22 protein-coding genes and 1 pseudogene are annotated in these 25,543 nt (G+C 38.0%); 13 read left to right on the top strand and 10 right to left on the bottom strand.

The features are described 5' to 3' along the window. Nucleotides 1-442: 442 nt before the first annotated feature. Both MW688_RS24395 and MW688_RS24390 read left to right on the top strand, forming a co-directional pair. A complete protein-coding gene (locus MW688_RS24395) occupies nucleotides 443-733 on the top strand; it encodes a Nif11-like leader peptide family natural product precursor (RefSeq protein ID WP_486738612.1) in 291 nt (96 codons plus the stop codon). 209 nt (nucleotides 734-942) lie between these two features. Next, complete coding sequence (locus MW688_RS24390) at nucleotides 943-1,335, top strand: Hpt domain-containing protein (protein WP_486738611.1); 393 nt, start codon at nucleotides 943-945, stop codon at nucleotides 1,333-1,335. A 114-nt stretch (nucleotides 1,336-1,449) separates the two neighbouring features. Here the strand turns inward: MW688_RS24390 and MW688_RS24385 are convergent, their stop codons facing one another. Beyond that, nucleotides 1,450-2,040, bottom strand: a complete 591-nt coding sequence (locus MW688_RS24385; RefSeq protein ID WP_486738610.1) for a phycobiliprotein lyase — start codon at nucleotides 2,038-2,040, stop codon at nucleotides 1,450-1,452. A 227-nt stretch (nucleotides 2,041-2,267) separates the two neighbouring features. On the opposite strand from MW688_RS24385, the gene MW688_RS24380 reads away from it, so the two are divergent. From MW688_RS24380 to MW688_RS24365, 4 genes are all read left to right on the top strand, one after another. Then, a complete protein-coding gene (locus tag MW688_RS24380) occupies nucleotides 2,268-2,429 on the top strand; it encodes an NblA/ycf18 family protein (protein WP_486738609.1) in 162 nt (53 codons plus the stop codon). Between the two features lie 179 nt (nucleotides 2,430-2,608). Then, nucleotides 2,609-4,207 (top strand): iron uptake porin, encoded by a 1,599-nt coding sequence (locus tag MW688_RS24375; protein WP_486738608.1) that lies wholly within the window; start codon nucleotides 2,609-2,611, stop codon nucleotides 4,205-4,207. A 116-nt stretch (nucleotides 4,208-4,323) separates the two neighbouring features. After that, complete coding sequence (locus MW688_RS24370; protein WP_486738607.1) at nucleotides 4,324-5,277, top strand: TAXI family TRAP transporter solute-binding subunit; 954 nt, start codon at nucleotides 4,324-4,326, stop codon at nucleotides 5,275-5,277. A 13-nt stretch (nucleotides 5,278-5,290) separates the two neighbouring features. Then, the gene (locus tag MW688_RS24365; protein WP_486738606.1) at nucleotides 5,291-7,369 is read left to right on the top strand and encodes a TRAP transporter permease; all 2,079 of its coding nucleotides are present in this window, start codon (nucleotides 5,291-5,293) and stop codon (nucleotides 7,367-7,369) included. 133 nt (nucleotides 7,370-7,502) lie between these two features. Here MW688_RS24365 and MW688_RS24360 read toward each other — a convergent pair whose 3' ends face one another. Beyond that, a complete protein-coding gene (locus MW688_RS24360) occupies nucleotides 7,503-7,721 on the bottom strand; it encodes a hypothetical protein (protein ID WP_486738605.1) in 219 nt (72 codons plus the stop codon). An 894-nt stretch (nucleotides 7,722-8,615) separates the two neighbouring features. On the opposite strand from MW688_RS24360, the gene MW688_RS24355 reads away from it, so the two are divergent. Next, the gene (locus tag MW688_RS24355; protein WP_486738604.1) at nucleotides 8,616-9,248 is read left to right on the top strand and encodes a PEP-CTERM sorting domain-containing protein; all 633 of its coding nucleotides are present in this window, start codon (nucleotides 8,616-8,618) and stop codon (nucleotides 9,246-9,248) included. Beyond that, on the top strand, nucleotides 9,226-9,699 hold the full coding sequence (locus MW688_RS24350) for a hypothetical protein (RefSeq protein WP_486738614.1): 474 nt from the start codon (nucleotides 9,226-9,228) through the stop codon (nucleotides 9,697-9,699). Before MW688_RS24355 ends, MW688_RS24350 begins: the two co-directional genes overlap by 23 nt. A 197-nt stretch (nucleotides 9,700-9,896) precedes the next feature. Here MW688_RS24350 and MW688_RS24345 read toward each other — a convergent pair whose 3' ends face one another. Both MW688_RS24345 and recF read right to left on the bottom strand, forming a co-directional pair. Continuing rightward, a complete protein-coding gene (locus MW688_RS24345; protein ID WP_486738603.1) occupies nucleotides 9,897-10,523 on the bottom strand; it encodes an FGGY family carbohydrate kinase in 627 nt (208 codons plus the stop codon). 2 nt (nucleotides 10,524-10,525) lie between these two features. Continuing rightward, nucleotides 10,526-11,647, bottom strand: a complete 1,122-nt coding sequence (recF, locus tag MW688_RS24340; protein ID WP_486738602.1) for a DNA replication/repair protein RecF — start codon at nucleotides 11,645-11,647, stop codon at nucleotides 10,526-10,528. A 17-nt stretch (nucleotides 11,648-11,664) separates the two neighbouring features. Here recF and hpsN point away from each other — a divergent pair, with 17 nt between their 5' ends. Together hpsN and hpsO are read left to right on the top strand one after the other, a co-directional pair. Next, the gene (hpsN, locus tag MW688_RS24335; protein ID WP_486738601.1) at nucleotides 11,665-12,693 is read left to right on the top strand and encodes a hormogonium polysaccharide biosynthesis glycosyltransferase HpsN; all 1,029 of its coding nucleotides are present in this window, start codon (nucleotides 11,665-11,667) and stop codon (nucleotides 12,691-12,693) included. Nucleotides 12,694-12,710: 17 nt separating this feature from the next. Beyond that, nucleotides 12,711-13,874, top strand: a complete 1,164-nt coding sequence (gene hpsO / locus MW688_RS24330; RefSeq protein ID WP_486738600.1) for a hormogonium polysaccharide biosynthesis glycosyltransferase HpsO — start codon at nucleotides 12,711-12,713, stop codon at nucleotides 13,872-13,874. Between the two features lie 72 nt (nucleotides 13,875-13,946). Here hpsO and MW688_RS24325 read toward each other — a convergent pair whose 3' ends face one another. The 3 genes from MW688_RS24325 to MW688_RS24315 all read right to left on the bottom strand — a co-directional run bounded on the left by MW688_RS24325 (nucleotide 13,947) and on the right by MW688_RS24315 (nucleotide 17,472). Continuing rightward, nucleotides 13,947-15,422 (bottom strand): ammonium transporter, encoded by a 1,476-nt coding sequence (locus MW688_RS24325; protein WP_486738599.1) that lies wholly within the window; start codon nucleotides 15,420-15,422, stop codon nucleotides 13,947-13,949. Between the two features lie 362 nt (nucleotides 15,423-15,784). Continuing rightward, nucleotides 15,785-16,393 carry a PEP-CTERM sorting domain-containing protein gene (locus MW688_RS24320; RefSeq protein WP_486738598.1) on the bottom strand — a complete coding sequence of 203 codons (609 nt, stop codon included), beginning with the start codon at nucleotides 16,391-16,393 and terminating at the stop codon, nucleotides 15,785-15,787. A gap of 413 nt (nucleotides 16,394-16,806) precedes the next feature. Next, entirely contained in the window at nucleotides 16,807-17,472 is a 666-nt protein-coding gene (locus MW688_RS24315) for a PEP-CTERM sorting domain-containing protein (RefSeq protein WP_486738597.1), read from the bottom strand. 397 nt (nucleotides 17,473-17,869) lie between these two features. On the opposite strand from MW688_RS24315, the gene speA reads away from it, so the two are divergent. Continuing rightward, nucleotides 17,870-19,807, top strand: a complete 1,938-nt coding sequence (speA, locus tag MW688_RS24310) for a biosynthetic arginine decarboxylase (RefSeq protein ID WP_486738596.1) — start codon at nucleotides 17,870-17,872, stop codon at nucleotides 19,805-19,807. Between the two features lie 73 nt (nucleotides 19,808-19,880). On the opposite strand, the pseudogene MW688_RS24305 reads toward speA, so the two are convergent. Both MW688_RS24305 and MW688_RS24300 read right to left on the bottom strand, forming a co-directional pair. Further along, nucleotides 19,881-20,042 (bottom strand): annotated as a pseudogene (locus MW688_RS24305) (Smr/MutS family protein); the annotation flags it as partial. 353 nt (nucleotides 20,043-20,395) lie between these two features. After that, nucleotides 20,396-22,789 carry an endonuclease MutS2 gene (locus MW688_RS24300; RefSeq protein WP_486738595.1) on the bottom strand — a complete coding sequence of 798 codons (2,394 nt, stop codon included), beginning with the start codon at nucleotides 22,787-22,789 and terminating at the stop codon, nucleotides 20,396-20,398. Nucleotides 22,790-22,824: 35 nt separating this feature from the next. Between MW688_RS24300 and cofH the strand changes: the two genes are divergently transcribed. Continuing rightward, nucleotides 22,825-23,991, top strand: coding sequence for a 7,8-didemethyl-8-hydroxy-5-deazariboflavin synthase subunit CofH (cofH, locus tag MW688_RS24295; protein ID WP_486738594.1), 1,167 nt, complete (start codon nucleotides 22,825-22,827; stop codon nucleotides 23,989-23,991). After that, nucleotides 23,957-24,412, top strand: a complete 456-nt coding sequence (locus MW688_RS24290; RefSeq protein WP_486738593.1) for a hypothetical protein — start codon at nucleotides 23,957-23,959, stop codon at nucleotides 24,410-24,412. The genes cofH and MW688_RS24290 overlap by 35 nt, the downstream gene beginning before the upstream one ends. Here the strand turns inward: MW688_RS24290 and MW688_RS24285 are convergent. Further along, the gene (locus MW688_RS24285; RefSeq protein WP_486738592.1) at nucleotides 24,405-25,526 is read right to left on the bottom strand and encodes a histidinol-phosphate transaminase; all 1,122 of its coding nucleotides are present in this window, start codon (nucleotides 25,524-25,526) and stop codon (nucleotides 24,405-24,407) included. The genes MW688_RS24290 and MW688_RS24285 overlap by 8 nt on opposite strands. Nucleotides 25,527-25,543 lie beyond the last annotated feature (17 nt).

Below are 25,543 nucleotides of genomic sequence, written 5' to 3'. Positions count from 1 at the left end.
TTGTGATTGACCAAGAGAAATCTTCGGCCTAACGCACCCTACTACAAGTACTACTCATTACTCATTACTCGTTACTTCAAAACTCATCATGTTGGGTTATCTCCCGGCCCAACCTACAGGCTACTACATGCTACCTTCTTACTCATTACTTCAAAACTCCTTACTTCAAAACTCATCATGTTGGGTTATCTCCCGGCCCAACCTACTACCGTTATAATGTATTGATTTCTTCCTTGACAATTATCTAGTCATTGAGTTATACTAACCTTATGGGGGAGTTCGCCCCTTGTGTAGTATAAAATAATAAATAAATATTATGGAGGCTATACCTACACCACCAAAACTTCCCACAGCCGAAAAAGCTGAAAATCGAGAAAATGATCGCGAGTTGTGCCTGATAAATATAGAATAGAAATATAGTAGTCAAAGTTACACTAATTTTATGTCTAAAGAACAAGTTTTCAAGTTTTTTAACGAAGCAGCTAAAAACGAAGCCATCAAAAACAAGCTAGAAAATATTAGCAATGAAGATGATTTGGCTAAATTAGCTAAAGACCAAGGTTTTGATTTTCAAGCTACGGATGTGGATGCAGCTTTGTCTGAGTTGAAGCAACAACCCAATTTGTTTGGTAAATTCATAGAAGCAGTATTAGAAATTTTTAGCCCCAGTTCTGATGATTATCCTAATATAGGAGTACAACCTTACACTGGGGATACTAAGAACAAAAGCTAATTTTTCTTCTATTGACTAACGAAGCCAGAGTTGATAGGATTTTATCAAGGATATTCTGGCTTTCTTGACATTTGGAGGTCAATTGTATTTATCCTTGACAATTTCTCCCCTATTGCCTATTCCCTATTAGTGAATGTTTATCACTACAAGTGTACCGAGAGCCAAGTTCTGCTTCTTGTTGGTTAAACTTAATAAAAATCTACTCCTATATGGAAAATCAGCCGAAAAACTCGACATCAGGCGATCGCCCAGATTCTCTCGTAGATCAGGAAACTCTTGATTACCTATTTGAGAGTTTGTGTAATGCTGATCAAGCAACAATGGAGGAAATGGTTGAGTTTTTCCTTCAAGAGAGTGAATACCTGCTTAGCCAGGTTGAAACTGCCGTAAAAGAAGCAAATTGTTCATTATTACACCATAATGCTCATTCTCTTAAATCTAGCAGTGCTTCTTTCGGCGCGATTCAAGTGAGTCGCATTTGTCAAGAACTAGAAAAAATGGGGCGGGATCAAGATTTAACTGAGGCTGACGACAAGGCGATCGCTTTAAATCAAGCTTTTACTAGTTTTCGAGATTTTTTAACTAGGAAATACATAGCTTAATGATCCCCTTAGATCCTGTAGGTTGGGCCCAAGGTAACGAAACCCAACCATCTACCTTTCCAGTCTCCAACTCTTATGTGTTGGGTTGCGCGACATTTTCAAGTTAACTCAGATTTACCACCCCGTAATTGAGTGTAACTCAGCAGCATCAATTGGTTCCTCTTTTGCTTGCTCTTTTTCCTCTGGAAGAATACGGCTTTCTACGGAAAAAGTAGCCGTATTAAAACCTCCAAAGCGTTTAACTGTGCTGCTTCTAACTCTTATATTAGGATTGACAAACCAAAAGCGCTCAAATATGCTCATAGTTTCATATTCTGTCAGCAATACTAAGGCATCTTCTGAATCTATTTCATATTTTCCCACCACAGGAACTATTTCTGCATAACCTCTTTCTCGCAACATTTGACCCTGTTGAGAGTTATTCTCGTCAGGTACTAGGGCAAATACTGTAGTACCTTCGTGATTATCATCTCCTTGGTCCCAAGCCATGGAAGCTTTCCATTCTACAAAAGCTCCCCCCGCAGTTGTTTGGGGTGAAACCTGATGGATTTCACAAATTTCTTTGATTTTAGGACTATCTGAAGTTAAAGCTTCTACAAAAATTTGAGAATTTCCTGTTTCTGCCCTTCTAAAGGGTAAATGATGAGTAGTTCTCAGGGAGCGCCATTTCCCTGCACTTTTTTGGAAAAATTCCATTCCGTCCACTCTTACTTCTCCTTGTTTCTTTTGATACTGTTTATTTTTTTAGTTTAACGATAATTTTAGTATACAGTTAGGCTGGTTATTAGTTCAGTAGTAACTAACTTTACCAAAAATGTAAAGTTTTGTTACTTTAATTACTCATAACTTGACAATATTGACAAGTTAGTAAATTTTTGTTAGCTTATTGAACAAAGTATGTAAACCTAAATAAAGTAAGAAGGAATAAATATATGGAAGCTAATTTAAGTGTGGAACAACAATTTAAGTTAGAAGTATTACGTCAGCAAGTAAAAACATTAAGCAAAGAAGAAGCCCAAGACTATTTAATGGAAATACTGAGGCAAATGATGCTAAAAGATAATTTAGTCAAACAATTATTGAAAAACGCCTAAAATCAGTTAGATTTTGTGATTTGAAGCGTGAATATTCACAAGGCGATTCGCACAACCTCTAGAAAAAAATAAAAAATTCTTCTCTCACTTAGCCTTAAAAGTGTATCCCACCTATGGGGATTGACAGGGCAAAAAAAATAATATTGAATCAAATTATCAATTACTAAGTAGTGTGGGGAATGAAAATAAAAAATAAATATTGGCTATACTTAACTATATTGCCAATGATGTGTTTCAGTACAGAAAAGGTTTTAGGCGAAAATCAAGAGGAAATACTGAAACAAGTAAATGAATACAATAGTCTAGAACAAATAGTAAATATTTCTCAATTAAGAGATGTAGAGCCTACAGATTGGGCTTATGAAGCCTTGAGAAATTTAGTAGAGCGATACGGTTGTATAGTAGGATATCCGAATCAAACATATTTAGGCGATCGCCCTTTATCACGCTACGAGTTTGCCGCGGGTTTAAGTGCTTGTTTACAACAAATAGAACGTTTAGTCGCCGCGAGTGAAAGTCTTAGTCAGGAGGATATCCAAAGAATACAGTTACTAAACCAAGAATTTGAAGCAGAATTAGCGGCAATAGGTGCTAGAGTAGACAATCTAGATAGTCGTGTAGCTTTTTTAGAAGATAATCAATTTTCCACCACCACCAAACTAGAAGGAGAGGTGGTCTTTGGTTTAGCAGGTGTTGCCGCAGGAGAAGGTGCAGAGGGCGAGAAAATAGATCAAGTCACAGTATTTGGATACCGAACTCGCTTAGAATTAAATACCACCTTTTCTGGTAGAGATAAACTAGCCATGCGCCTTGCTAGTGGAAACTTCCCTGAATTTTCAGGAGAAGGAAGTAACACAATTTTGGAAGGTAATTTCGCCTTTGCTCAACCAGAAGATAATAATGTAATTCTAGAGGTGTTATTTTACCGCTTCCCTGTGAGCGATAGCACATTAATCTATGTAGCAGCAACAGGAGGCGCCGCTGATGACTTTACGCCTACGGTTAATTTCCTAGATGGTGATGGAGGATCTGGGTCTCTATCTGCTTTTGGCACAAGAAACCCTATTTATTTATCTCCAGGAGATGCAGGGGTAGCAATTATGCAAGAATTTGGTGATTTTTTAGAATTCACTGCTGGTTATCTTGCCAATCCAGCTAATGAACCAGTCTCAGGGAGTGGTTTATTTAATGGTCCCTATAGCGTTATTAGTCAGCTTACCTATACGCCTACAGAACGTTTGACTTTAGCTTTTACCTATGCTCATAATTATAATCAAAGTGACACTGGTACAGGAACACAACTATCTAATTTGGCCTTTTATACCGATGAAGTTCTCGGATTAGGAGAAGTTCCCACTTCTAGTAATTCTTATGCCTTAAACTTTTCTTGGCAAATTGCTCAAAATTTTATCCTAGGAGGATGGGGAACCTATAGTAATGTTACTACCCTTTCTACTTTAGATGGAGAAATAGATAGAGGACGTCAAAACATTTGGAATTGGGCAGTAACTTTAGCATTTCCTGACCTTGTTAAAGAAGGAAGTGTAGCAGGGATTGTGGTTGGGATGGAACCTTGGGTGACAAGTTCTACCATTGATATTCCCGGCAGAAACAATACAGATAGAGATACTTCTTTGCATATTGAAGGATTTTATCAGTATCAGTTGACTGACAATATTAGTATTACTCCGGGTGTTATCTGGATAACTTCACCTAATGGCGATAGTAGTAACCAAAATTTGGTGATTGGAGCGATTCGGACTACCTTTAGTTTCTAGAAGATTGATTTTCTCTAATCTTATTTCTGTAACTCTTTCCTCGGATTGAAAATCTGGGGAAGGAGTTGTACTGCTATAATTTATAATTGCAATCATCAGGTAGATGTGAGGAAGTTATGGGAAAAAAATCGATTTTAATTGGTATTTTCAGCACTATTTTAGCAGTAGCAACAGGAAGCCAAAGTACAGCTCAAGAATTTTACACGATTGGCACCGGAGGAGTAACGGGAGTTTACTACCCGGTAGGGGGTGCCACTTCTAAAATTGTTAATGAAGCTGATGTGGGATTGCGCCTTACTGTAGAATCTACAGGAGGATCCGTATTTAATGTGGCAGCAATTAACGCCCAACAGTTAGATTTAGCAGTAGCTCAGTCAGACGTGGTTTATCAAGCTTATAATGGTCAACAGGAATTTAGCGACAAACCTGTACAGAAACTACGTACTGTTATGGGACTTCATCCCGAACCCATGCACCTAGTCTGTAACTCTAGTGCAGGGGTAGATAGTTTTCGAGATATTGCGGGGAAAAAAGTTAATATTGGCAATCCCGGTTCTGGACAATTAAACACAGTTCAGGGGATGCTAGAAGTATATGGTATGAGTGAAAATGATTTTCAGCCAGAATATCTCAAAGCAGCAGAAGCGCCTGATGCTCTCCGAGATGGTCGTATTGATTGCTTTTTTTACGTAGTAGGAATTGGTTCAGCAGCTATTCAAGATATTACCACCACCGCTGATGTGGAGTTAGTATCTTTAGACGATCCCGAATTAGATACCTTGATTGAACAGTTTCCTTACTATGCCTACGCTACAGTGCCTGCCGGGACTTACCAAGGTCAAGATGAAGAGATAACTCTATTTGGGGTAAAAGCTCTATTTGTAAGTAGTACTGATGTTCCCGAAGAAGATGTATATAAGATAGTTAAAGCCGTCTTAGATAATTTTGATAGCTTTAAAGCCACTCATTCGGCTTTAGGTAATTTAACTCCAGAAAGCTTGATAGAAGGAATAGGTGCCCCTCTCCACCCAGGGGCAGAACGTGCCTACCAAGAAGCAGGATTACTATAATAAGTGAGTAACTATGGCAGAAGAATGGCAAGAAGATAGCGGCGTAAGTGAAGCTCAACGCCTTGTAGAAGCTAATGAAACCGGAGGACGCAATCCCACCGGAGTGATGAAATGGGTAATTTTTATCCTGGCCATCTCCTGGTCTTTGTTTCAGTTGTCAATTGCTAGTTTTTGGCTACTTGATTCTACACGCGCCCGTGCTATTCACCTGACTTTTGCTGTAGTTCTCACTTTTTTAGTCTTTCCTTGGCGTCAAAAAAGTGATTCTCAGCGGATACCTTGGTATGATTACTTAGCAGCTTTTATAGCAGGTGGAACTACTCTTTATATAATCTTTGACTATATAGGAATACAAGAACGTTTTGGGATTCCCCTAGAAAGGGAAGTGATTATAGGCACAATATTTATAGTTTTACTCCTAGAAGCAACCAGACGCAGTTTAGGTCCAGCTTTAACAGTAATAGCCTTAGTATTTCTAGTTTACGGCTTAACTGGGCCTCGGGGTTTAATTCCCTTCACCCTACCAGAAGGAATTGCCCATCGTGGCTATACCCTAGATAGAATCGTCAGTCAAATGTATCTCACCTCCGAAGGGGTGTTTGGGGTAGCCTTAGGGGTATCAACTCAATTTGTCTTTCTTTACGTCTTATTTGGTTCCATGCTAGAAAAGGTAGGGGCAGGTAAGTACTTTGTTGATTTAGCTAACGCTTTTTTGGGGGTATTTCGAGGGGGTCCGGCTAAAGCCGCCGTAGTAGCCTCTGGATTGACGGGGATGGTATCGGGGTCATCTTTAGCAAATGTAGTGACCACAGGCACCTTTACCATACCTCTGATGAAACGTTCTGGCTATCCTGCTATCAAGGCCGCAGCTACAGAAGTAGCAGTTTCCACTAATGGTCAGTTAATGCCACCAGTAATGGGAGCTGCTGCTTTTATTATGGCGGAATTTACCGGAGTTCCCTATTTTGAAATAGTCAAAGCCGCTTTTATACCCGCGATTATTTCCTATTTAGCCCTATTCTATATAGTGCATTTAGAGGCGCTAAAACTAGGTTTACAAGGGTTACCACGAACAGAATTGCCTAGGCGTCGTCAAACATTCGTTCAAGGTATGGATCATTTGATTCCCTTGGGGTTTCTAATTTGGGGAATCGTGATCAAGAGATTGAGCCCTGGAGGTGCGGTAATGTATGCGATCGCTCTCTTGATGGCAGTCAATCTCTTAAAATCAGCAATAGTTGCTTTTAAAAATCAAACATCTGTACCCCTAGCTATTAAAACTAGTCTGATTACCATATTGAAGGGATTAGAAGCTGGGGCACGCAATATGGTAGCTATAGCCGTAGCCGTAGCCACCGCAGGAATTATCGTCGGTGTGGTCAATTTAACTGGTTTAGGCTTAAGACTTACGGAAATTATCTCCAGTATCAGTGCCTGGTTAACTCAGTTAATTGGCTGGTTTATCTTACCTATATTTAATTTGGTGGGAGCTAATCCAGAAGTTTTTACCAATAATTTACAGTTTTTACTGGTTTTGGTAGTCACTGCTATCGCTAGTTTAATTCTCGGTTTGGGTTTACCTACTACTGCTAATTATATAGTTATGGCAACTCTTACCGCCCCAGTAATTGTGCAATTAGCTGAACAATTTGGCCTAGAAATACCCTTGATTGGTGCCCATCTCTTCGTGTTTTTCTTCGGTATTCTTGCCGATGATACTCCTCCTGTAGGTTTAGCCGCCTATGCAGCAGCAGCTATAGCCAAAACTAATCCAATTCCTACTGGTATTCAAGGCTTTATCTATGATTTGCGTACAGCTATTTTACCCTTCTTATTTATCTTCAATAGTAAATTGTTGCTCATCGGGGTTAATAGTTGGTGGGAGGGGGTTTGGGTATTTTTAACTTCTTTGGTGGGTATGTTTGCTTTTGCCGCTGGCACTCAGGGCTATTTTTATAAACCTAGTAACTGGTTAGAGAGATTTATTTTAATCGCTGCAACTTTTTTGTTACTCAATCAGAGACTAAATACAGATATTTTGGGCATGACTTTAATTGCTGGGGTGTTTGCTTGGCAATATTATCGCCGTTAAGGTTCGTAGTTGGACTAAAGGTCCAAAAAATATAAAAAGATCATTTACAAAATTCTCAGGCGATCGCCTGAGAATTTTTCCTGAGATATAACACCTCAGGAGAAACTGGTTATTTCTTTTTATTTGAGAATACTTAATGCAACTCTTCAATACTACGATTGAGCATATTTTCTTGTCGGTTTTCTTCCTGTTGACGATCTTGTGCAAGTAGTTCTCTAGCTTTCTCTTCTGTTTCTTGGGTATGTAGGTTTTCTACTTCTTCAGAAGCACGAGAGAGCAAACTTTCCTGTAAATGTTCTTCGTGCTGCCGTTGTTTAGCCATTAAACGTCTGGCTTGTTCTTCTGTACTCATAATTCTTATTCCTCAAAGGCTACCTGTTACTTAATATACCTTTTTCAGGGGGGTAAAGTATTTGAAGAAATGTTACTGATTTTACAAAATGCTAGACTCAGATCTCTGAGATCTTGCATCTTTATCACTCATTTACTTGTGGATGAATAATGAGTAATGAGTTTTGAAGTAATGAGTTTTGAAGTAATGAGTTTTGAAGTAATGAGTTTTGAAGTAAGAAGTTTTGAAGTAATGAGTTTTGAAGTAATGAGTTAAAGAGTTAATGCGATCGCGCTTAAAAATTGATTCTCCCTTGTTGGCCTATTTAGTACTTTTGTTCTGGTGCTAGAAAATGCTGTTGGGTTTCGATGCCTCAACCCAACCTACGACTCTATTTAGTACTTTTGTTCTGGTGCTAGAAAATGCTGTTGGGTTTCGATGCCTCAACCCAACCTACGACTCACATCTTGCACCAGTACCTATGTACTAAATTAACCAAAGTAGATGTTCAGTAGATGGAAAAGTTTTTCCCCCAGAGCGATCGCTAAATCAATTTAAACTAAATAACTATTTAGTTATTTGATTTATATAGACTGTTTCAGCCAATAATATAAGTAAAAGTTATCATTTGCTTAGATTTATACTCAAGGTTAAAATAAGAATTAAAATTATTAAAGAATAGGGCTCTTGCGTACTTAGTATGCCCCAAAAAGCCATAGACGAGACAGGGTAAGCAAATCAGTTAAACTGATATTTTCAAGACTTAATCCCTTACCCCGTCTCGTTTTAAAAGGATTGTAAATGTTTTTAGCATACCAATTACGATAGAACCTAAATTTTTCAAAAAACTTTTGTGTAAAAAAGATCCTTTTAAAGGGTATTATCTTAAGCAATTACCATATCAAGTAAAAACAGATGAAGAATATTTTCGTGAAAATCATTCCTATAGCCATATTTAATGGTATTGTTACAGTAAGCTTAGGAGTCACTTCTGCTAATGCTGCTTCCTTTAATATTGTTCCTGCAGGAACACAACTTGATAACGATCCTATTGATGACATTGCTACTGATTTAGGAGAAACTCTTTCTTTTGTTTCCCAAATTGATACTAATGGACTAAGTGTATCTTTAACTTCTCTAGAACTTGAATTTAGTTATGATACCACTGAGTTAAACTTAGAACAAATTAATGTTATTGACGATCAAGTTTTTGATCTTAGCGTATCTCCTCCAGTAATCGATAATATGGGAATTTCGACTCAAACTGCAACTTTCACTGCCTTTTCCACTGGGCAAAATCCTAACACTATTTTAGATAGAGATAATCTTATTTTTACTGTTGTTGGACTACAAAATGATGGATTAGCAGATATTCAAGCATTGGTTGTTTCTGCTACAGATGCTAATAGCAATGATGTTACTAGCTTATTTCAGCCTCCTGAACGTTTTGAAGTACAACAAGTCCCTGAACCTCTATCTATTCTTGGTACAGGTTTCGTTCTTGCATTTTTACCAAAACTAAAAAATCAAGCTAAAAATTCTAAATAATATAACTCCTGTAGCGGTAATTATAGGAGTTACTGGTGCCATTGTCAGTCATAGTGTAGGTCGCAGTCTTCGACATTGGGGTATTGATGACGCAGTAGATGGAATTGCGGTTCACGGAGGTGCAGGAATTTGGGGAACTCTTTGTGTGGGTTTGTTTGGTAATTTATCGGGAATTAATCGATTTGAGCAAATTGGGGTCCAAATTATCGGGATTATTGTTTGTGGTGTGTGGTGTTTTGGTCTAACCTGGGGCTTACTGAAACTGCTAAACAGTTACTGGAGTTTAAGAGTCTCTTCACAAGGAGAAGAGATTGGTTTAAATTACGCCGAACATCATGCTAAAACGGACACTTACGACTTGTTAGAAGTGATAGATATCCAAGCTAAAACCCATGATTTAAGTTTAAGAGTGCCAGTTGAGCCTTTTACCGAAGTGGGACACATTCAGTAGATGGAAATGTTTTCTAGAAGCCTTATGGCTTCCTTTATATAGAGCAAAAGTACTATCATCTCTAATCCTTGTTTGACAATTGTTTTTAGCTTTGATAGATTTGATTCTGCAAGCGATCGCCAAGAGTGGCAAGATTATTTTGTCAAATACGAGGGCTGAAAAGCTTATTATCTCGTTGATCAAAAAAAGTTTTCCATCTACTGAAATTGTTGACTAAGATGAGACTGAATGGGAGCGATCGCCGTTCCTGGTGCTAAAATTTCTGGTAAAAGTGTTTGATAGGGAATTTCTAACAACCACTCAGGATAACAAAGGTTTTGCACATCGTATCCTAGTTTTAAGGCATTGTGATAATCACTAATCCCTAATTTTCCATGGAGAAGAAAGGCTAACCAGTCGGCTTGATGAAGAAAATAACTGGCTTGAGTAAAAAATTCCTGTTCTGACCACCATAATAGTTTTGCTAAACTAGAGGTGCTACTTAATACTAAGTGATTAGCTGGGGCAATTTCTCTGATTTTGGGTAAAATACTTTTTCCTCTATTATCGTTATAGAGTAAGGGTTCGGTAATTGGTATTCCTTGGTTATCACAGAGTATGACTGTAGAAGAAGTGCCGTTAATGGCGATCGCCCTGAGATTTTTTCTTACTTCTAGTGGTAGTTTCCCTAGTAAATATAATAAAGCTTCTGACCAGGCTTGAGTTAGGTTATTTTCCCACGAAGCTTGCCAAGGATAATTTAACTCACTACAGATTTCCCTATTACTATTTATGGCGATCGCTCTGGCGCCAGAAGTTCCAAAGTCTATTCCTAAATATATCATTATTACCTAATTTTTCCTGCTTCCACTGAAAGAATTTGTGAATCTTTCAACCATTGACCATCAAAAGAATTAAGATGAGTAGTTGTGATTAGAGTTTGACAACGATTTTCTATCGCTGCTAATAGTTGATTTTGCCTATTTAGATCTAATTCTGCTAGTACATCATCTAACAAAAGTATTGGTGGTTCTTGAATAACTTGTTCGATTAATTCCAATTCTGCTAACTTCAAAGCTAGTACTAATGTTCTTTGTTGTCCTTGGGAGCCATAGGATTTAGCATTAGTATGATTAATTAATAATTCTACTTCATCTCGGTGAGGACCAACTACTGTTGTGGCGAGTTGTTGTTCTATAAAGGATCGTTCTTCTAACTGACTTAAAAAAGCCTGTTGTACTTGATTGGGTTCATCAGAGGTATAAGAAACATTAGGATGGTATTGTACTGTTAATAACTCAGTTTTGCCGCTAATTTGTTGATGCCAACTTTCAGCTAGAGGGGTTAGTCTTTCGATTACTCGTGAACGACGTCGCATTACGCGAGACCCAAAGGCTGCTAACTGTTGATTCCAAATAGACAACTGTGTTAATTCTAAATTATCTACAGTAGAATTCTGCTTATATAATTTTTTTAACAAAGCATTTCTTTGACGGAGAATTTTTTGATATTGTTGGATAATATAGGCATAAACAGGCTCTAATTGAATCAACAAACCATCTAACCAGTTACGTCGAATCTCGGGAGCTCCCCGAACTAATTCTAAATCAAAACTAGAAAATTGTACTGTATTAATTACCCCTAACATATCTAGATGGCGACGTAAATATTCATGATTAAGCATCAAGGAACGTTTACCAGAAACCCTGAGAGTCATTGCCAATTGTACCTCTCCATAGGAACGTTTGAGATTGGCGAGAATTTGACCTTCTTTTTCACCATCTAAGATGAGGTCTTGATCTTTTTTGGAACGTTGAGTTTTGAGAGTAGAAATTAGTTCTATAGCTTCGAGTAGATTAGTTTTTCCTTGAGCATTGTTTCCGAGTAAAATAGTTTTACTAGCATCAAAGTGGACTTGTTGCTCTAAATAGTTGCGGAAAAAACGTAATTGTATTTTCTGCAAAAACATTAATATAAATAATAGTTATGGATTATTTGGCAATTTCAGTTATTATTCCTACATACGAGCGAGAATTGTTGTTAAAGAACACCATAGAGGATGTTCTTAAACAAGATTACCCTAATTATGAAGTCATTGTGGTAGATCAAACTCCTAAACATCAAGCAGAAATTGAAGCCTATTTAGCAAACCAAGCTAATTTGGGTAAAATTAACTGGTTTCGCCTGAATTGGGCTAGTCTTCCGGGAGCGAGAAATTACGGAGTGAAACAATCAACAGGAGATATTATTTTGTTTATCGATGATGATATTCAACTCCCCGCAGGATATCTCCAAGCTCATGCAGAAAACTATTATAACTCGCAAATAGGCGCTGTGGCAGGGAGAGTATTAGACCGGATGAAAATGTCTGATTCACAGCAGCAATTACAATCTTCTGATTCCCCCTACGTAATTGAGGATTTACCCCCGGAGGCTTCAGATCCCGGTATTGCTTGGTACTATATTGATTTAGTCCATACAGTCAAGGCACAAAAAGTAATATCATGCCGAGGTTGCAATATGTCTTTTCGGCGGGAGATATTTACTAAACATGAGATTTGGTTTGATGAGAGATTTCGGGGATCGGCGGTGCGAGAAGAATCGGATTTTTGTCTACGTCTGCGGCAAACTAATTATCTGATTTGGTACGATCCTCAAGCTTATTTGGTACATTTAGGAGAAGAAACGGGAGGATGTCATGATATAAGTACGCGATCGCTCTCTTACCAAATTAGTTTTTATCATAATCATTTTCTCATGGCTCTAAAAAACTTAACTTTAGGGCAGCAATTACGCCTTTATCTCAAGTTATTTGACTGTCATGTGTTGGGCAATCCTCCCTGTTATAAGAGCGGTTCCCCGATAAAAATTCTGGTTCGTGGTATTTTCTATATATGGGGATTTCTTGATGCTCTTAAAACTATATTTGTTGGTATATGGGATGATGGTCAAATTTATAGTAAACAATTTGATGATCCCCCAAGCCATAGGAATTCAAAATTAACAATTCGTTAACAAGGATTACCATTACCATGAAAATATTAGTAGTTAGCCATACCTATATAGTTAAACTTAACTGTGCCAAGCTAGAATTATTAGCTAATTTAGAAGACAATCACCAAGTTATGGTGGTTGTGCCGAAACTATGGCAACCGGGAGGAGTACAAAATCAAACTGTTACTACGACTCCTTGGTCTCAGGGCAATTTCAGTTTAGTTCCAATTAGTAATTTTAGTAAAAATAATCAAGCATTATTAACTTTTGGTTTAGAAATCAAAAATTTGCTTCAAGAATTCCAACCTGATATTATTCAGGTGGAACAAGGGGCTAAATCCCTAGGCTACGCTCAACTCATTACTCTCAATCGCTGGCTAAATCTCAAAGCCAAAAATGTCCTTTTTACCTGGTGGAATCTACCATATCAAACTAAATTCCCCTTATCTTGGTTAGAAAGCTACAATCTTCGCCATACCCAAGGATTAATTGGTGGTAATCAAGATGCTGTAGATATTTTACGCAACCATGGTTATACAGGAAAGAGTACTGTTTTACCCCAACTAGGAGTAGATGAACAATTATTTACGCCAAAACCGCAACCACAACTTGCTGAGGAATTGGGGATTAAATCTACAGAGTTTGTGATAGGTTTTGTCGGGCGCTTTGTTGAAGAAAAGGGTATTTTAACTTTAGTTAAAGCCGTTGCTAAACTTCAACTCAGTAACTGGAGGTTACTGCTTCTTGGTAGAGGAGATTTAATGACACAAATTCGCACTGAGGCAACAGAATTAGGAATTAGAGATAAATTAATAGTAGTAGAGAGCGTCCCTCATGAACAAGTAGCTAACTATTTAAATCTGATGAATGTTTTAGTTTTACCTTCCCAGACTACCTACAAAGTTAAAACTATTAGTGCTGTGGGATGGAAAGAACAATTTGGTCATGTATTAATTGAAGCGATGGCCTGTAGAGTGCCTGTAATTGGTTCTAATTCTGGAGAAATTCCCTATGTAATTGAAGATGCAGGTTTAATCTTTCCTGAAGGAGATGCAGTTGCTTTATCTCAATGCTTACAGCAGTTAGCCGAGAATACTGATTTAGCTAATCACTTAGCTGAATTAGGCTACCAAAGAGTTAGAGATAAGTATACTAATTTAGCTTTAGCTAAGCAACAGCTAGAATTCTATCAGGAGTTGTGAAAAAATTAGTGCTGCTTCCCATCTTGGAAAAGCAACACTATCTTAGGGGATTGAGTTAATTTAAACTCTTGTTTAATCTACTGTTCTAGAAATGTCTTCTACACCACTGATCCCAGTTGTATTAAGACCACTAGCGAAGATGTCAGCTTCTTTAACGAAACCATTGTATGCTTCCATACCATGTTCGCTGATATCTAAGCCTTCCATTTCTTCTTCTGGGGAAACTCGTAAGCCTAAGGTATATTTGAGGGCTAACCAACAAAGAACACTTAAAATCAAAGTAAAGGCACCAATGGAAACAATACCAATAATTTGATTAATCAGTTGTTGAACATTCTCAGAATTAAAGAATACAAAATTTTTCTTTTCAAATAATATACCATTTTCTAGGTCAAATATACCAACTGCCAGAGTACCCCAAATACCACAAACTAAGTGAACTGAAGTAGCACCTACTGGGTCATCAATTTTGATACTATCAAAGAAGGCTACAGAGAAAACCACAATCACACCAGCAATAGCACCAATAATTACAGCACCAAAATAGCCAACTACTGCACAGCCTGCGGTAATTCCCACTAAGCCTGCTAGGATACCATTGATTATCATAGATAAGTCAGGGGCACCATCTTTGAACCAAGAAGTGAAGGTGGCGGTAACTCCTCCTGCTGCCGCAGCTAGGTTAGTAGTTACAGCAATGTAGGCCACATTCTGACTCGCTGCTAATTCTGAACCTGGGTTAAAGCCAAACCAGCCTATCCAGAGAATTAAGCAACCTAGGGTAGCAATACTCATATTATGGCCAGGAATAGCATTGATTCTACCCTCTGAGTATTTACCTGCTCTAGGACCAAGGATAAAAGCTCCTGCTAAAGCGGCCCAACCTCCTACAGAGTGAACTACTGTAGAACCAGCAAAATCAAAAAAGCCAAGACCACCTAACCAACCTCCTTTTCCCCACACCCAATGTCCAGTGATGGGATAGAAAACTGCTGTGAGAACCACACTAAAGATTAAGAAATCATGGAATTTAATTCTTTCAGCTACAGCACCAGAAACAATTGTCGCCGCTGTGGCAGCGAAGGCTGATTGAAAGAGGAAGAATACGGGGATTGGTAATCCAGCAGGAAAAGGCTCTAATCCGTAGGTACCTGGTTGTCCCGATAGAAACCAACCCGAAGAACCAAAGAACCCATTGCCTGTACCAAACATGATTGCAAAACCTATTAGCCAGTAGGTTATTGTAGTAATAGCAAATACAATTAGATTTTTAGAGAGGATATTTACTGCATTTTTTTGACGACAGAAACCTGTCTCTAACATCCCAAATCCTGCATTCATAAAGATTACTAGGACTGATGCTACTAATATCCAAACGGTATCCAGTATTCCTTTTACTTCTTCTGGAGTTGGTGGTACTTCATCTTGAGCTATAGCTGCCGTTTTCCAAACAACCACAATAACGGCTGTTAAGGGTATGCAAGCTAACCAATAAAGTTTATTAATTCCGGGTATTCCCCATGTGTTAATTGATTTTTGTCTAGACATTTTTACTCAAAAACACTATATTTTTATATTTTGTACATCAAAACCAAATGTAGTTGAGACTAAATTTGATCTATTTATTTGAACTATTTAATATTCAACGTTTTCTATTTTATTTCTGTATTTTTAGATACATTATTTTGAGTTAACTCAGTATCATTGTGTTTTACCACAAGAAAATGAAGAGAGTGAGATGTTGAGTGTGTAGATGGTGGAGTGTGGGGTGTATAGAAATTGTGTAAGTCAAGAGATACTGATATGTTTTCAACTTTGTTGTAAAAAAAAGCGTTGCATCATGTACTTATAGACTAAAGCAACGCGCTTTCAACGTAGTTTATTTTTCAAGTAAGTTCTAAAACACCTACTTATTTTTTCTTCTTTTGTTGAGATTTAAAATAAGAACCTACACCTAGAACAAAAGCAGATCCTAAGATAGTCATAGGTTCAGGAATTTGTTGTGGTGGAACGAATAATGAATCTACTCTACCAGAGATGGAGAAGGCGCTAACCTCCTCCTCTCCAGGAGAACTGGTCTCACTAGATAGAGACAGAAATCCATTGTAGTCTACTGTACCTATACTCCAAATTCCTGGATATTGAATACCATAGAAATCAGGGACTCGGTCGTCGATTACTGTTCCTAGAGCTGTAGCATTAAAGGTTACTTCTTGTGGATCAACTCCCGCAGTAACTACAGGGTTGTTGATAGGCATACCTGTTATTTCCATGTCACCTACTCTAACGTCTGTGCCACTTCTAAGAGGAAGCTCTTCAAAGGCACCTGTAGTAGTGATGACTTCAGCGTTGGTGAACTCAAGAGTCCCATCAGTTGAGTCTAATTCAAACAAGTTTGAGTCTCCACCAATGGTTATGGTTCCTTGTACAAGATCAGCAGCACGAGCAGGGAGAAATGCACCTAATAAACTTAAGCCGGCAGCTATAGTTGATAATTTGATAAGATCTAGTTTTCTCATGTTTTTAGTTAACGAGACTACACTATTGTATGTTTTCTTTTATTTAGCATACATTATTTTGAAAATTTTTGGGGTTAAACGCCTTAACTTTACTAAATCTTTAAAAAACTCTACTCTTAACTGCATAAAAATTGAATTGATTGATGGTATTTCTGAAAATAAGACTACATAAAATCACTGATTTATTTTTTCAGATTAAGATTTATGATTGAGGAAAGAGCTTTTAAATTTACTTAATCAAACCAGTATCTAATTTTTTCCTGAAAACTTAACAGTTAATCAAATTGTTGTGCAATCTACCTAAATAGATCCTATTATTTTACCCAAAGTATAGTATAAATAAGTTATCTTAAATACTTAAACTCCATCGCTAACCCATCGGTTAGCGATAGAAATCATACTTAAGCTGGATATTATCTAGTTTTTTGTTGTTGATACTTCATATAAGAGCTTATACCTAGTACCAAAGCAGACCCTAAAATGGTCATAGGTTCAGGAATTTGTTGTGATGGGAATAAGTCGTCTTGGGTTATGATTAAAAAAGGATCAATGATTCCAGAGGCAGAAAAAGAATTATTTTCACTGGATAGTAACAAACCTCCTTCAAAATCTGGACCTAGAGTAATGTTTTCTACTCCTGTATCTACTAGAAATTCTTCAATGGTCCATATCCCTCTATACTCAACTTCAAATAAGTCAGAACCAAAACTGGTATCTATCACTTCCTCAGCGGTAAAAGTAACTACAGGGTTACTCTCTACATTTACCAATGGATTATTCAAAACATGGGGCATTTCGATATTGAGATTTTGGACAGAGACCCCTGTTTCTAATGGTATACCAGGGAAGTTTGACAGTCCCTCTCCAGCAAATACTCCTTCTGCTTGATTAACAACTGCTTCATCAAAGCTGATAATGTTGTTAAAGTTTTCTATAGATAAAAAGTTGGCATCTCCACTAAAAGTGATTTTACCATCGGTGAGACTTCCTTCTTGAGCGAAAGTAGGTAATGCGGTAGTTAATGAGGCTATAGCTGCCCCAAGGGTTGATAATATAAGTATATGTAGTTTTTTGTTCATGGTCAGATAGTTATTTAGAAAAATTTATTTACTATCTATTTATGATATATGATTTTAAGAAAATTTAGGGAAGATAGATATATTTACGATCATAAAAATCTATCAATTATTGAATGAAACAGATTAAGTCCGGTTTTCACATCAAATCCCTTTAATTAATTATATTATGAATATTGAGGCAAATACTTAAAAACCCTCTTTCTCCCGATGCTTTGATGGGCTCCCGGTGCCCCAGTACTGTTTTAATAATAAGTATATAACCGTAGATGATGTCACTTATCCCTGTTAAATTATTGTACCCTAGGGAAGAAATCCTGATTGCCTCAAGTTAAAATGTTGTTTGATAATCGAATCTAGTATAAAATCAATAATTGCTCTCAACTAAAGAATTTTGAAAATGGCGGCAATATTATCCTCAAATAGTAAGTGGAACGTTGAAAATAGTAAAAAATTATATCGCATCGAGGGTTGGGGATATCCATACTTTGGCATAAATCAAGAGGGAAATGTGACGGTATCGCCCGCAGTCAAGCTTGATTCTTGTCTCGATTTGCACCATCTAGTTGAGGAATTAAAACAACGGGATATTCAACTACCACTACTAATTAGATTTTCTGATATTTTAGCAGATAGAATCACTAAAATCAATATCTGTTTTGCCCAGGCGATCGCCCGTTATCATTACCCTAACATTTACCGTGGTGTTTATCCCATCAAATGCAATCAGCATCGACAGGTATTAGAATCTCTCATTAGTTATGGTAAATCCTATCAATTTGGTTTAGAGGTAGGATCTAAACCAGAGTTAATCATTGCTTTAGGGGTATTCAAGAGTTTAGATGGCGCTCTAATTATTGCTAATGGATACAAAGATAGAGAATATTTAGAAACAGCTTTGTTAGCGACAAAACTGGGATACCAAGTGCTGATTGTCATCGAACAACTTGAAGAATTAAAGTTAGTCATAGAAATTAGTGATAAGTTGAAAATAGCTCCTAAGTTAGGAATAAGGGCTAAACTAACTACTAGAGGGAGTGGACATTGGGGAGATTCCACCGGAGACCGTGCTAAATTTGGTTTAACAATTCCTCAAATACTAACGGTAATTAATACTTTAACCCAAGCCAAGAGACTTGATTGTTTACAACTTCTACACTTTCATATAGGGTCGCAAATTCCGGCGATTAGTGTAATTAAAGACGCAATTCGAGAAGCTAGTCAGATTTATGTAGAATTAGTCAAACTCGGGGCTAATATGCAATATTTAGATGTTGGTGGTGGTTTAGGGATAGATTATGATGGCTCTAAAACTAATTTCTCTGCCTCAAAAAACTACAGTATGCAAAACTACGCTAATGATATTGTGGCAGAAGTTAAAGAAGCCTGTGAACAAGGAAAAGTTCCCGCCCCCATTTTAATTAGCGAAAGTGGTAGGGCGATAGCTTCACACCAATCAGTATTAATTTTTGATGTTTTGGGCACTTCTGAGGCTGTTAAAGAGTTACCTACTCCACCAGCAGAAGAAAAAAACCTAATTATTCGCAACTTGTGGGAAACCTACCAAACTATTAACACTAACAACTATCAAGAAGCCTATCACGATGCCATTCAATTCAAAGAAGAAGCCATCAGTTTGTTTAATTTTGGTTATTTAAGCTTAACCCAAAGAGCTCAAGCAGAACAACTATACTGGGCTTGTTGTCAACGTATTAGCGAAATTATCGATACCCAAGAATATGTGCCCGATGATTTAAAAAATTTAAGGAAAATTATGGCGTCTATTTACTATATAAACCTGTCGGTTTTCCAATCAGCGCCGGATACCTGGGCGATTGAGCAACTATTCCCCATTATGCCCATTCATCGTTTGGGAGAGAAACCAACTCGTCGTGGTATTTTAGCCGATATTACCTGTGATAGCGATGGCAAAATTGATAAGTTTATTGATTTAAACAATGTTAAACCCTGGCTAGAGTTACATCCCCTCCAACTAGATACTAAGACTCAACATCATCAACCCTACTATCTAGGTATGTTTTTAGTGGGTGCCTACCAAGAGATTATGGGTAATCTACATAATTTATTTGGAGATATTAACGTGGTACATATTCAAATGACACCCCAAGGCTACGAAATTGAGCACGTTGTTAAGGGAGATACTATTTCTGAGGTTTTAAGGGCTGTAGAATACAAGCCAGAAGATTTATTAGAATCTATGCGTCGCCATACAGAGACAGCTTTGGCACAGAAGCGTTTAACTCTAGCGGAATCTCAAAGGCTTTTACAGAATTATGAGCATAGTTTGCGCAGCTATACCTATCTTTCCAATCTTTAGGAGAGGGAGCTCTGGGAGAGGGGGAGAGGGGGAGAGGGGGAGAGAGGGAGAAATTTTAAGTAAAATTACTTAGTTAAACTTTTAAATAAGCCATGGTTACCCCAGCGCCTCCTTCGTTGTTGGGAGCTAGTTTAAAACTGGCAATTCGGGGATGATTTTTAAGAAATTCGTGTACCCCTTGACGTAGCTTACCTGTACCTTTACCATGAATAATCCAGAGGAGTTCGTAATCAGTATGAGTAGGGTGTGTTAGGGCGAAGCCCGTAACGCACCAAATTATGTCAGTAACCTTACTTATTACTTCTTACTTCAAGACTCATTACTCATTATTAATCCACCACAAGGGAGTAGGGTGTGTTAGGGCGAAGCCCGTAACGCACCAAATTATGTCAGTAACCTTACTTATTACTTCTTACTTCAAGACTCATTACTCATTATTAATCCACCACAAGTAAATGAGTGATAAAGATGCTTTGGTCTGAGTTAAGCGTGCTTTGCAACCCAACATCTACCCTGACTCAATAATTATAGAGATTGTTGGGTTTCGTGCCTCAACCCAACCTACAAAGTGCTAACACCTAACCTTAGTTAAACTTTTAAATAAGCCATGGTTACCCCAGCGCCTCCTTCGTTGTTGGGAGCTAGTTTAAAACTGGCAATTCGGGGATGATTTTTAAGAAATTCGTGTACCCCTTGACGTAGCTTACCTGTACCTTTACCATGAATAATCCAGAGGAGTTCGTAATCAGTATTTTGAGCGATCGCCCTATCTAATTCTATTTCTGCATCTGCCACTCTTGCCCCTCTTATATCTATAGTATTTTTAGAAGTTCTCACATTGAGTTTTTCTGGCTTAGCTGAAGTTGGTGATGTTTTCACTGGTGGTTTACTTGGTTTTTCAACTTTTTGACCATCTAGTGATTCAAGATCCGTTAAATCAACCATCATTTTCATAATTCCAAAGCGCACTGCCAATTGCCCTTGGTTATCGGGAGCTGCTAAAACTTCTGCCGTTTGCCCGAGACTAGGTATTCTCACTTTTTCACCTACTTTAGGCATATAACTAGGCTTAGACTTAGTTGGGGGTTTTTGAGAGTAGGCTTGATTTATTTCTGCGAGATTGCTACTAGCTTTTTGAGCTTTTTGAGCGGTTTGCCCTCCCTGTTGCAATTCTCGAATTACCTGGGCAATTTCAGCTTTAGCGGCAGCAATTTCCTCATTTATCGCCTTTTCTTGAGATATTTTCAATTCCTGCTCTCTTGCTTGTAATTCCTTAGCTTTAGCAGAAATTTCCCCATAAAAGCGCTCTGTTTCTTCCAGTAACTGCGCTGCTGCTTGGGCTTTTGCTTCTTGCTCTTTGCGTTGAGCTTCTAATCCGGCGATAACTTGATTAATATCTTCTGAGTAGCCACCTACTTTAGTTTTTGCCTGCTCAATAATTGTTGATTCTAAGCCTAAACGTTGAGCAATCAGTAAGGCATTAGATCTTCCGGGGATGCCCCAAAGTAGACGGTAAGTAGGAGATAGAGTTACATCGTCAAATTCTACCGAAGCATTTTCAAAACGAGAGTCTTGGTATTTGAGAGCTTTTAACTCTCCGTAGTGGGTAGTAGCCACTGTTAACCACACTCTGGCGGCCAAAGTTTGCAGAAGGGCGATCGCCAGGGCACTGCCTTCTGTAGGATCTGTTCCTGCTCCCACTTCATCTAATAGCACTAAACTCTGACTTAAATCATCTTCCTGATTAATTTCTGCTAAAATCCGAATTATCCGGTTAATGTGACCAGAAAAAGTCGATAAATTCTGTTCTATTGACTGTTCGTCGCCGATATCTGCCAATATCTTTTCAAACCACGCTATTTCTACTGGTTCTGCTGCCGGAATAAATAGACCCACCTTAGCCATCAAAGCGGCTAAACCGATGGTTTTGAGAGTAACGGTTTTACCACCAGTATTTGGTCCAGTAATTGCTACTACCCTAATTTCTGGTTTAATATTGACATTAATTGGAACTACTTGTTCTCCCTCTTCGTGTTTTTGTTGCCAAATCAGTAGAGGGTGCTTTAGTTTTTGCAGTTTGATAGATTTAGTTGTGGGAGAATCGATTAACTCGGGGGGTTTAGCATCTAACCAGAGACTATAATGAGCTCTAGCTGTAGCTAAATCTAGAATTGTTGCTACCTTTACTAAATGTTCTAAATCATCTTTAACAGCGGCCACCTTAGCCGTTAAGGCTTTGAGCACTACTTCTATTTCTCTTTGTTCTTGACGTGCTAATTGACGAAGATCATTACCTAATTGAATGACAGACTTAGGCTCTATATATAGAGTAGCACCGCTACTAGAGCTATCATGAACAATGCCGGGAATTTGATCTTTGTGAGTAATTTTAACGGGTAAAACGAAGCGCTCTGCTCTAGTAGTAATTAAGTTCTCCTGTAGGGCATTTCCCTGTCTTTGGATAATGCCTTGAAGATTTTGTTGAATTTTTTCTCTATAACTTTTGAGGGATTTGCGAATACTTGCTAACTTCTCTGAAGCCCGCTCCGTGACATCGCCACTATCATCGATACAGTAATATATATCTTGTTCAAGGGTTATGTGGGTACTAATTCCCACCACCAAAGCTTGTAGAGTCGGTATTTCCGTGTTATCATCAATTACTTTGCGTATACGTCTAACTCCAGCTAAAGTACTAGCGATATCTAATAATTCTGTTCCCGTGAGCATTCCTTGTAGTGCAGCTCGACGTAGAAAAGCTTGAATATCTTTGATACCATTAAAAGACCAAGCTGTGTTGACTTTTGTTTCCAAGCTACAAATTTCTTTAGTTTGGCTAAGTAATTCTAGACTTTCTCCAAAGGTTGAGGGAATTGTTAAACTCAAAGCAGCATTAACTCCCAGTTTTGTTGCGGCAAAAGTCGATAAATGTTTACACAAACGAGGCCATTCTAATAAATCGAGTGTTTCTTTTTCAATCAAGGTTAAAAAGAGCTATATGAGGATGTTTTTAAAATATGGAGACAGTAAATACTATCTTAGAACAAGCTTTAGCTGGAGTAGAAATTACTCCAAATCAAGCACTAACTTTATTATACAATCAAGAACCAAGTGCTGTGGCAGCGATTAGTCAAACTGCCAACCAAATAAGACGGCAACTAGTAGGCGATACTGTGACTTATGTGGTTAACAGGAATGTTAACTTTACCAATATATGCGAGCAGCACTGTAATTTTTGTGCTTTTCGTAGAGATTTTGGAGATAAAGACGCTTTTTGGTTAAATATCACAGAGATTCTTGATAAAGTTGGCGATGCCGTTAGTAGAAAAGCCACAGAAATTTGTATGCAAGGGGGGCTTAATCCCGAAGCTAAACTTAACGGTACTTCTTTAGCATATTATCTCAAACTTGTGACTAGTATCAAAGAAAAATACCCAGAGATTCACCTACACGCCTTTTCTCCCCAGGAAGTTGAATTTATAGCGAGGGAAGATAATCTAAGTATTGATGAGGTGTTAAGAGCTTTAAAAGATGCGGGAGTTGGTTCAATTCCTGGCACAGCGGCAGAGATTTTAGATGATAGAATTCGTAAAATTATCTGTCCTGAAAAAATTAATACCGCAACTTGGCTAGAAATAATTAGCAGCGCCCATCGTCTAGGAATACCCACAACCAGCACGATGTTAAGTGGACATATTGAAAAACCATCTCAGCAAATCGCCCACTTAAATCAGTTACGAAATTTACAAAAAACTGCTGAAGCCAAAGGTTATCCAGCTCGTATCAGTGAGTTTATTATTTTACCCTTTGTGGGAGAACAGGCACCACCAGCTTTAGCCAAGAGAGTGGGGAGAAAACAACCAGACTTGCTGCAAACTTTACATTTAACGGCGGTAGCCCGTATCTTTTTGGGTAAATGGATTGTCAATCATCAGCCAAGTTGGGTCAAGTTAGGTTTAACAGGAGCTAAAAAAGCATTAGAATGGGGATGTAATGATTTAGGTGGTACTTTGATGGAAGAGCACATTACGACTATGGCTGGTGCCCAAGGAGGTACGTGTTTAGAAGTCAAAGATTTACAACAAGCAATTATTTCTATGGGACGTTATCCTCAACAAAGATCAACTCTCTATGAGTATCTAAAAAGCGATGTTAGACACCCAGCAGAAACATCAAAACTCTAGTTTACTGCAAAAATTACGCGCCGGAGAATTATTAATTATCGATCCAAGTCAAAAAAGTGGTTTAATTCTCTATAAGCATTACTATGCAGATTTTGCTGGTCCTGGAGCAATTGTGGGGGGGAATATAGACTTAAATACAGTCAAAGTTTTGACCATAGGCAATATATCTTTTAGTACTCCCACTGATTCCCAGGCAAAAATTAATGCCTATTTAACGAGACAAGAATGGATTCGTATTATTCAGCAAATTACTATCTGTGATAATCCTCGGGAAAAAGCTCAGTCAATTCTTAACCAGTTTCAGTATTGGTTCGATTTAGAAACTTTAGCGACTATTCCTGATGAAGCTTTAGCCTTATTGGTAGGACTTTTTCCTCAAACTATTAGGAATATGCGCCAAGTTAATATGGGATTTAACTAAGCAAATCGGCAAAATTAGCTAAGGTTCTATGATTTTCTGCTTCAGTGCCCACAGTAATCCTTAATCCTCCTCCAGTATGCCGGATGAGAGTCCCTTTTGCTTTGAGTTTTGCTGTTAATTCTGCTAAGTCTAGGTGAGGATTTTGAGGGCGTAGATAAACGAAGTTAGCAGCACTTGGCCAAATACGGAAGTGCTCAAATTGAGATAATTCAGTAGTTATTTTTTCTCTTGCGGTAATAATCTCAGGAATCACTGCTAGTAGTTGTTGGTAGTGATTGAGGGCAACTAAGGCGGCAGTTTGAGAAAAACTAGGTAAGTTGTAGGGTAAACGAACTTTTTCTAGGGCAGTAATTATTTGAGGATGGGCGATTCCATAACCAACACGGTGGGAGGCTAAACGCAAGGCTTTAGAAAAGGTGCGTAAAATTAGCCAGTTAGGATGAGTAGCTATTTCCCCAACTAAGGTAGTTTGACTATATTCGCAGTAGGCTTCGTCAATTACTACTAGAATATCTGAAGGTAGACTGCGCAACCAGTTTAATTCTTGTTTCTGAATTAGGTTACCTGTAGGGGAGTTAGGGTGTACGAGGAAAATTACCCGAATTGGCGGGGATTTTTGCTCTAAAAGAGCCTGTTGAGCTGCTTCTAAGTTGAAGCTAAAGTCTTCTACATTTCTGGGGATTTCTACTACTGGAATTCCTAAGGTTTTGGCAATAATTCCATACATAGAAAAAGTTGGATTAGCTACCATCACTGCTCCTTCACCACCAAGACAAGTGGCAATAAGTATGGTGCGAATTAATTCATCTGAGCCGTTACCTATAGAGAGATGATTGGCGGTAAGGGTTGTATTATTTAGAGGGAAGGGTGATTGATTGACGTAGGTGGCGATCGCCTCTTTTAATTGCTGTTGACTCCCGTCTGGATACCGATTATTTTCTATTGTTTCTTGATACAACCAGGCTAATTTTGCTTTTAATTCTGCTGGTAAATCGTAGGGGCTTTCGTTTGTATCTAATCTATCTATTCTTTCTATTTTTTGATTTGACTCTCCTCCTGGATGGGGAGTATAACTTTTTAATTCCGTTAAGTTGGCGCGGATGAAGCCCATCATATTTTTATTTTGACTAT

The sequence above is a fragment of the Johannesbaptistia floridana genome, assembly GCF_057440575.1.
The sequence above is the reverse complement of the archived record's forward strand: the minus strand, read 5'-3'. Positions and strand labels throughout refer to the sequence as shown.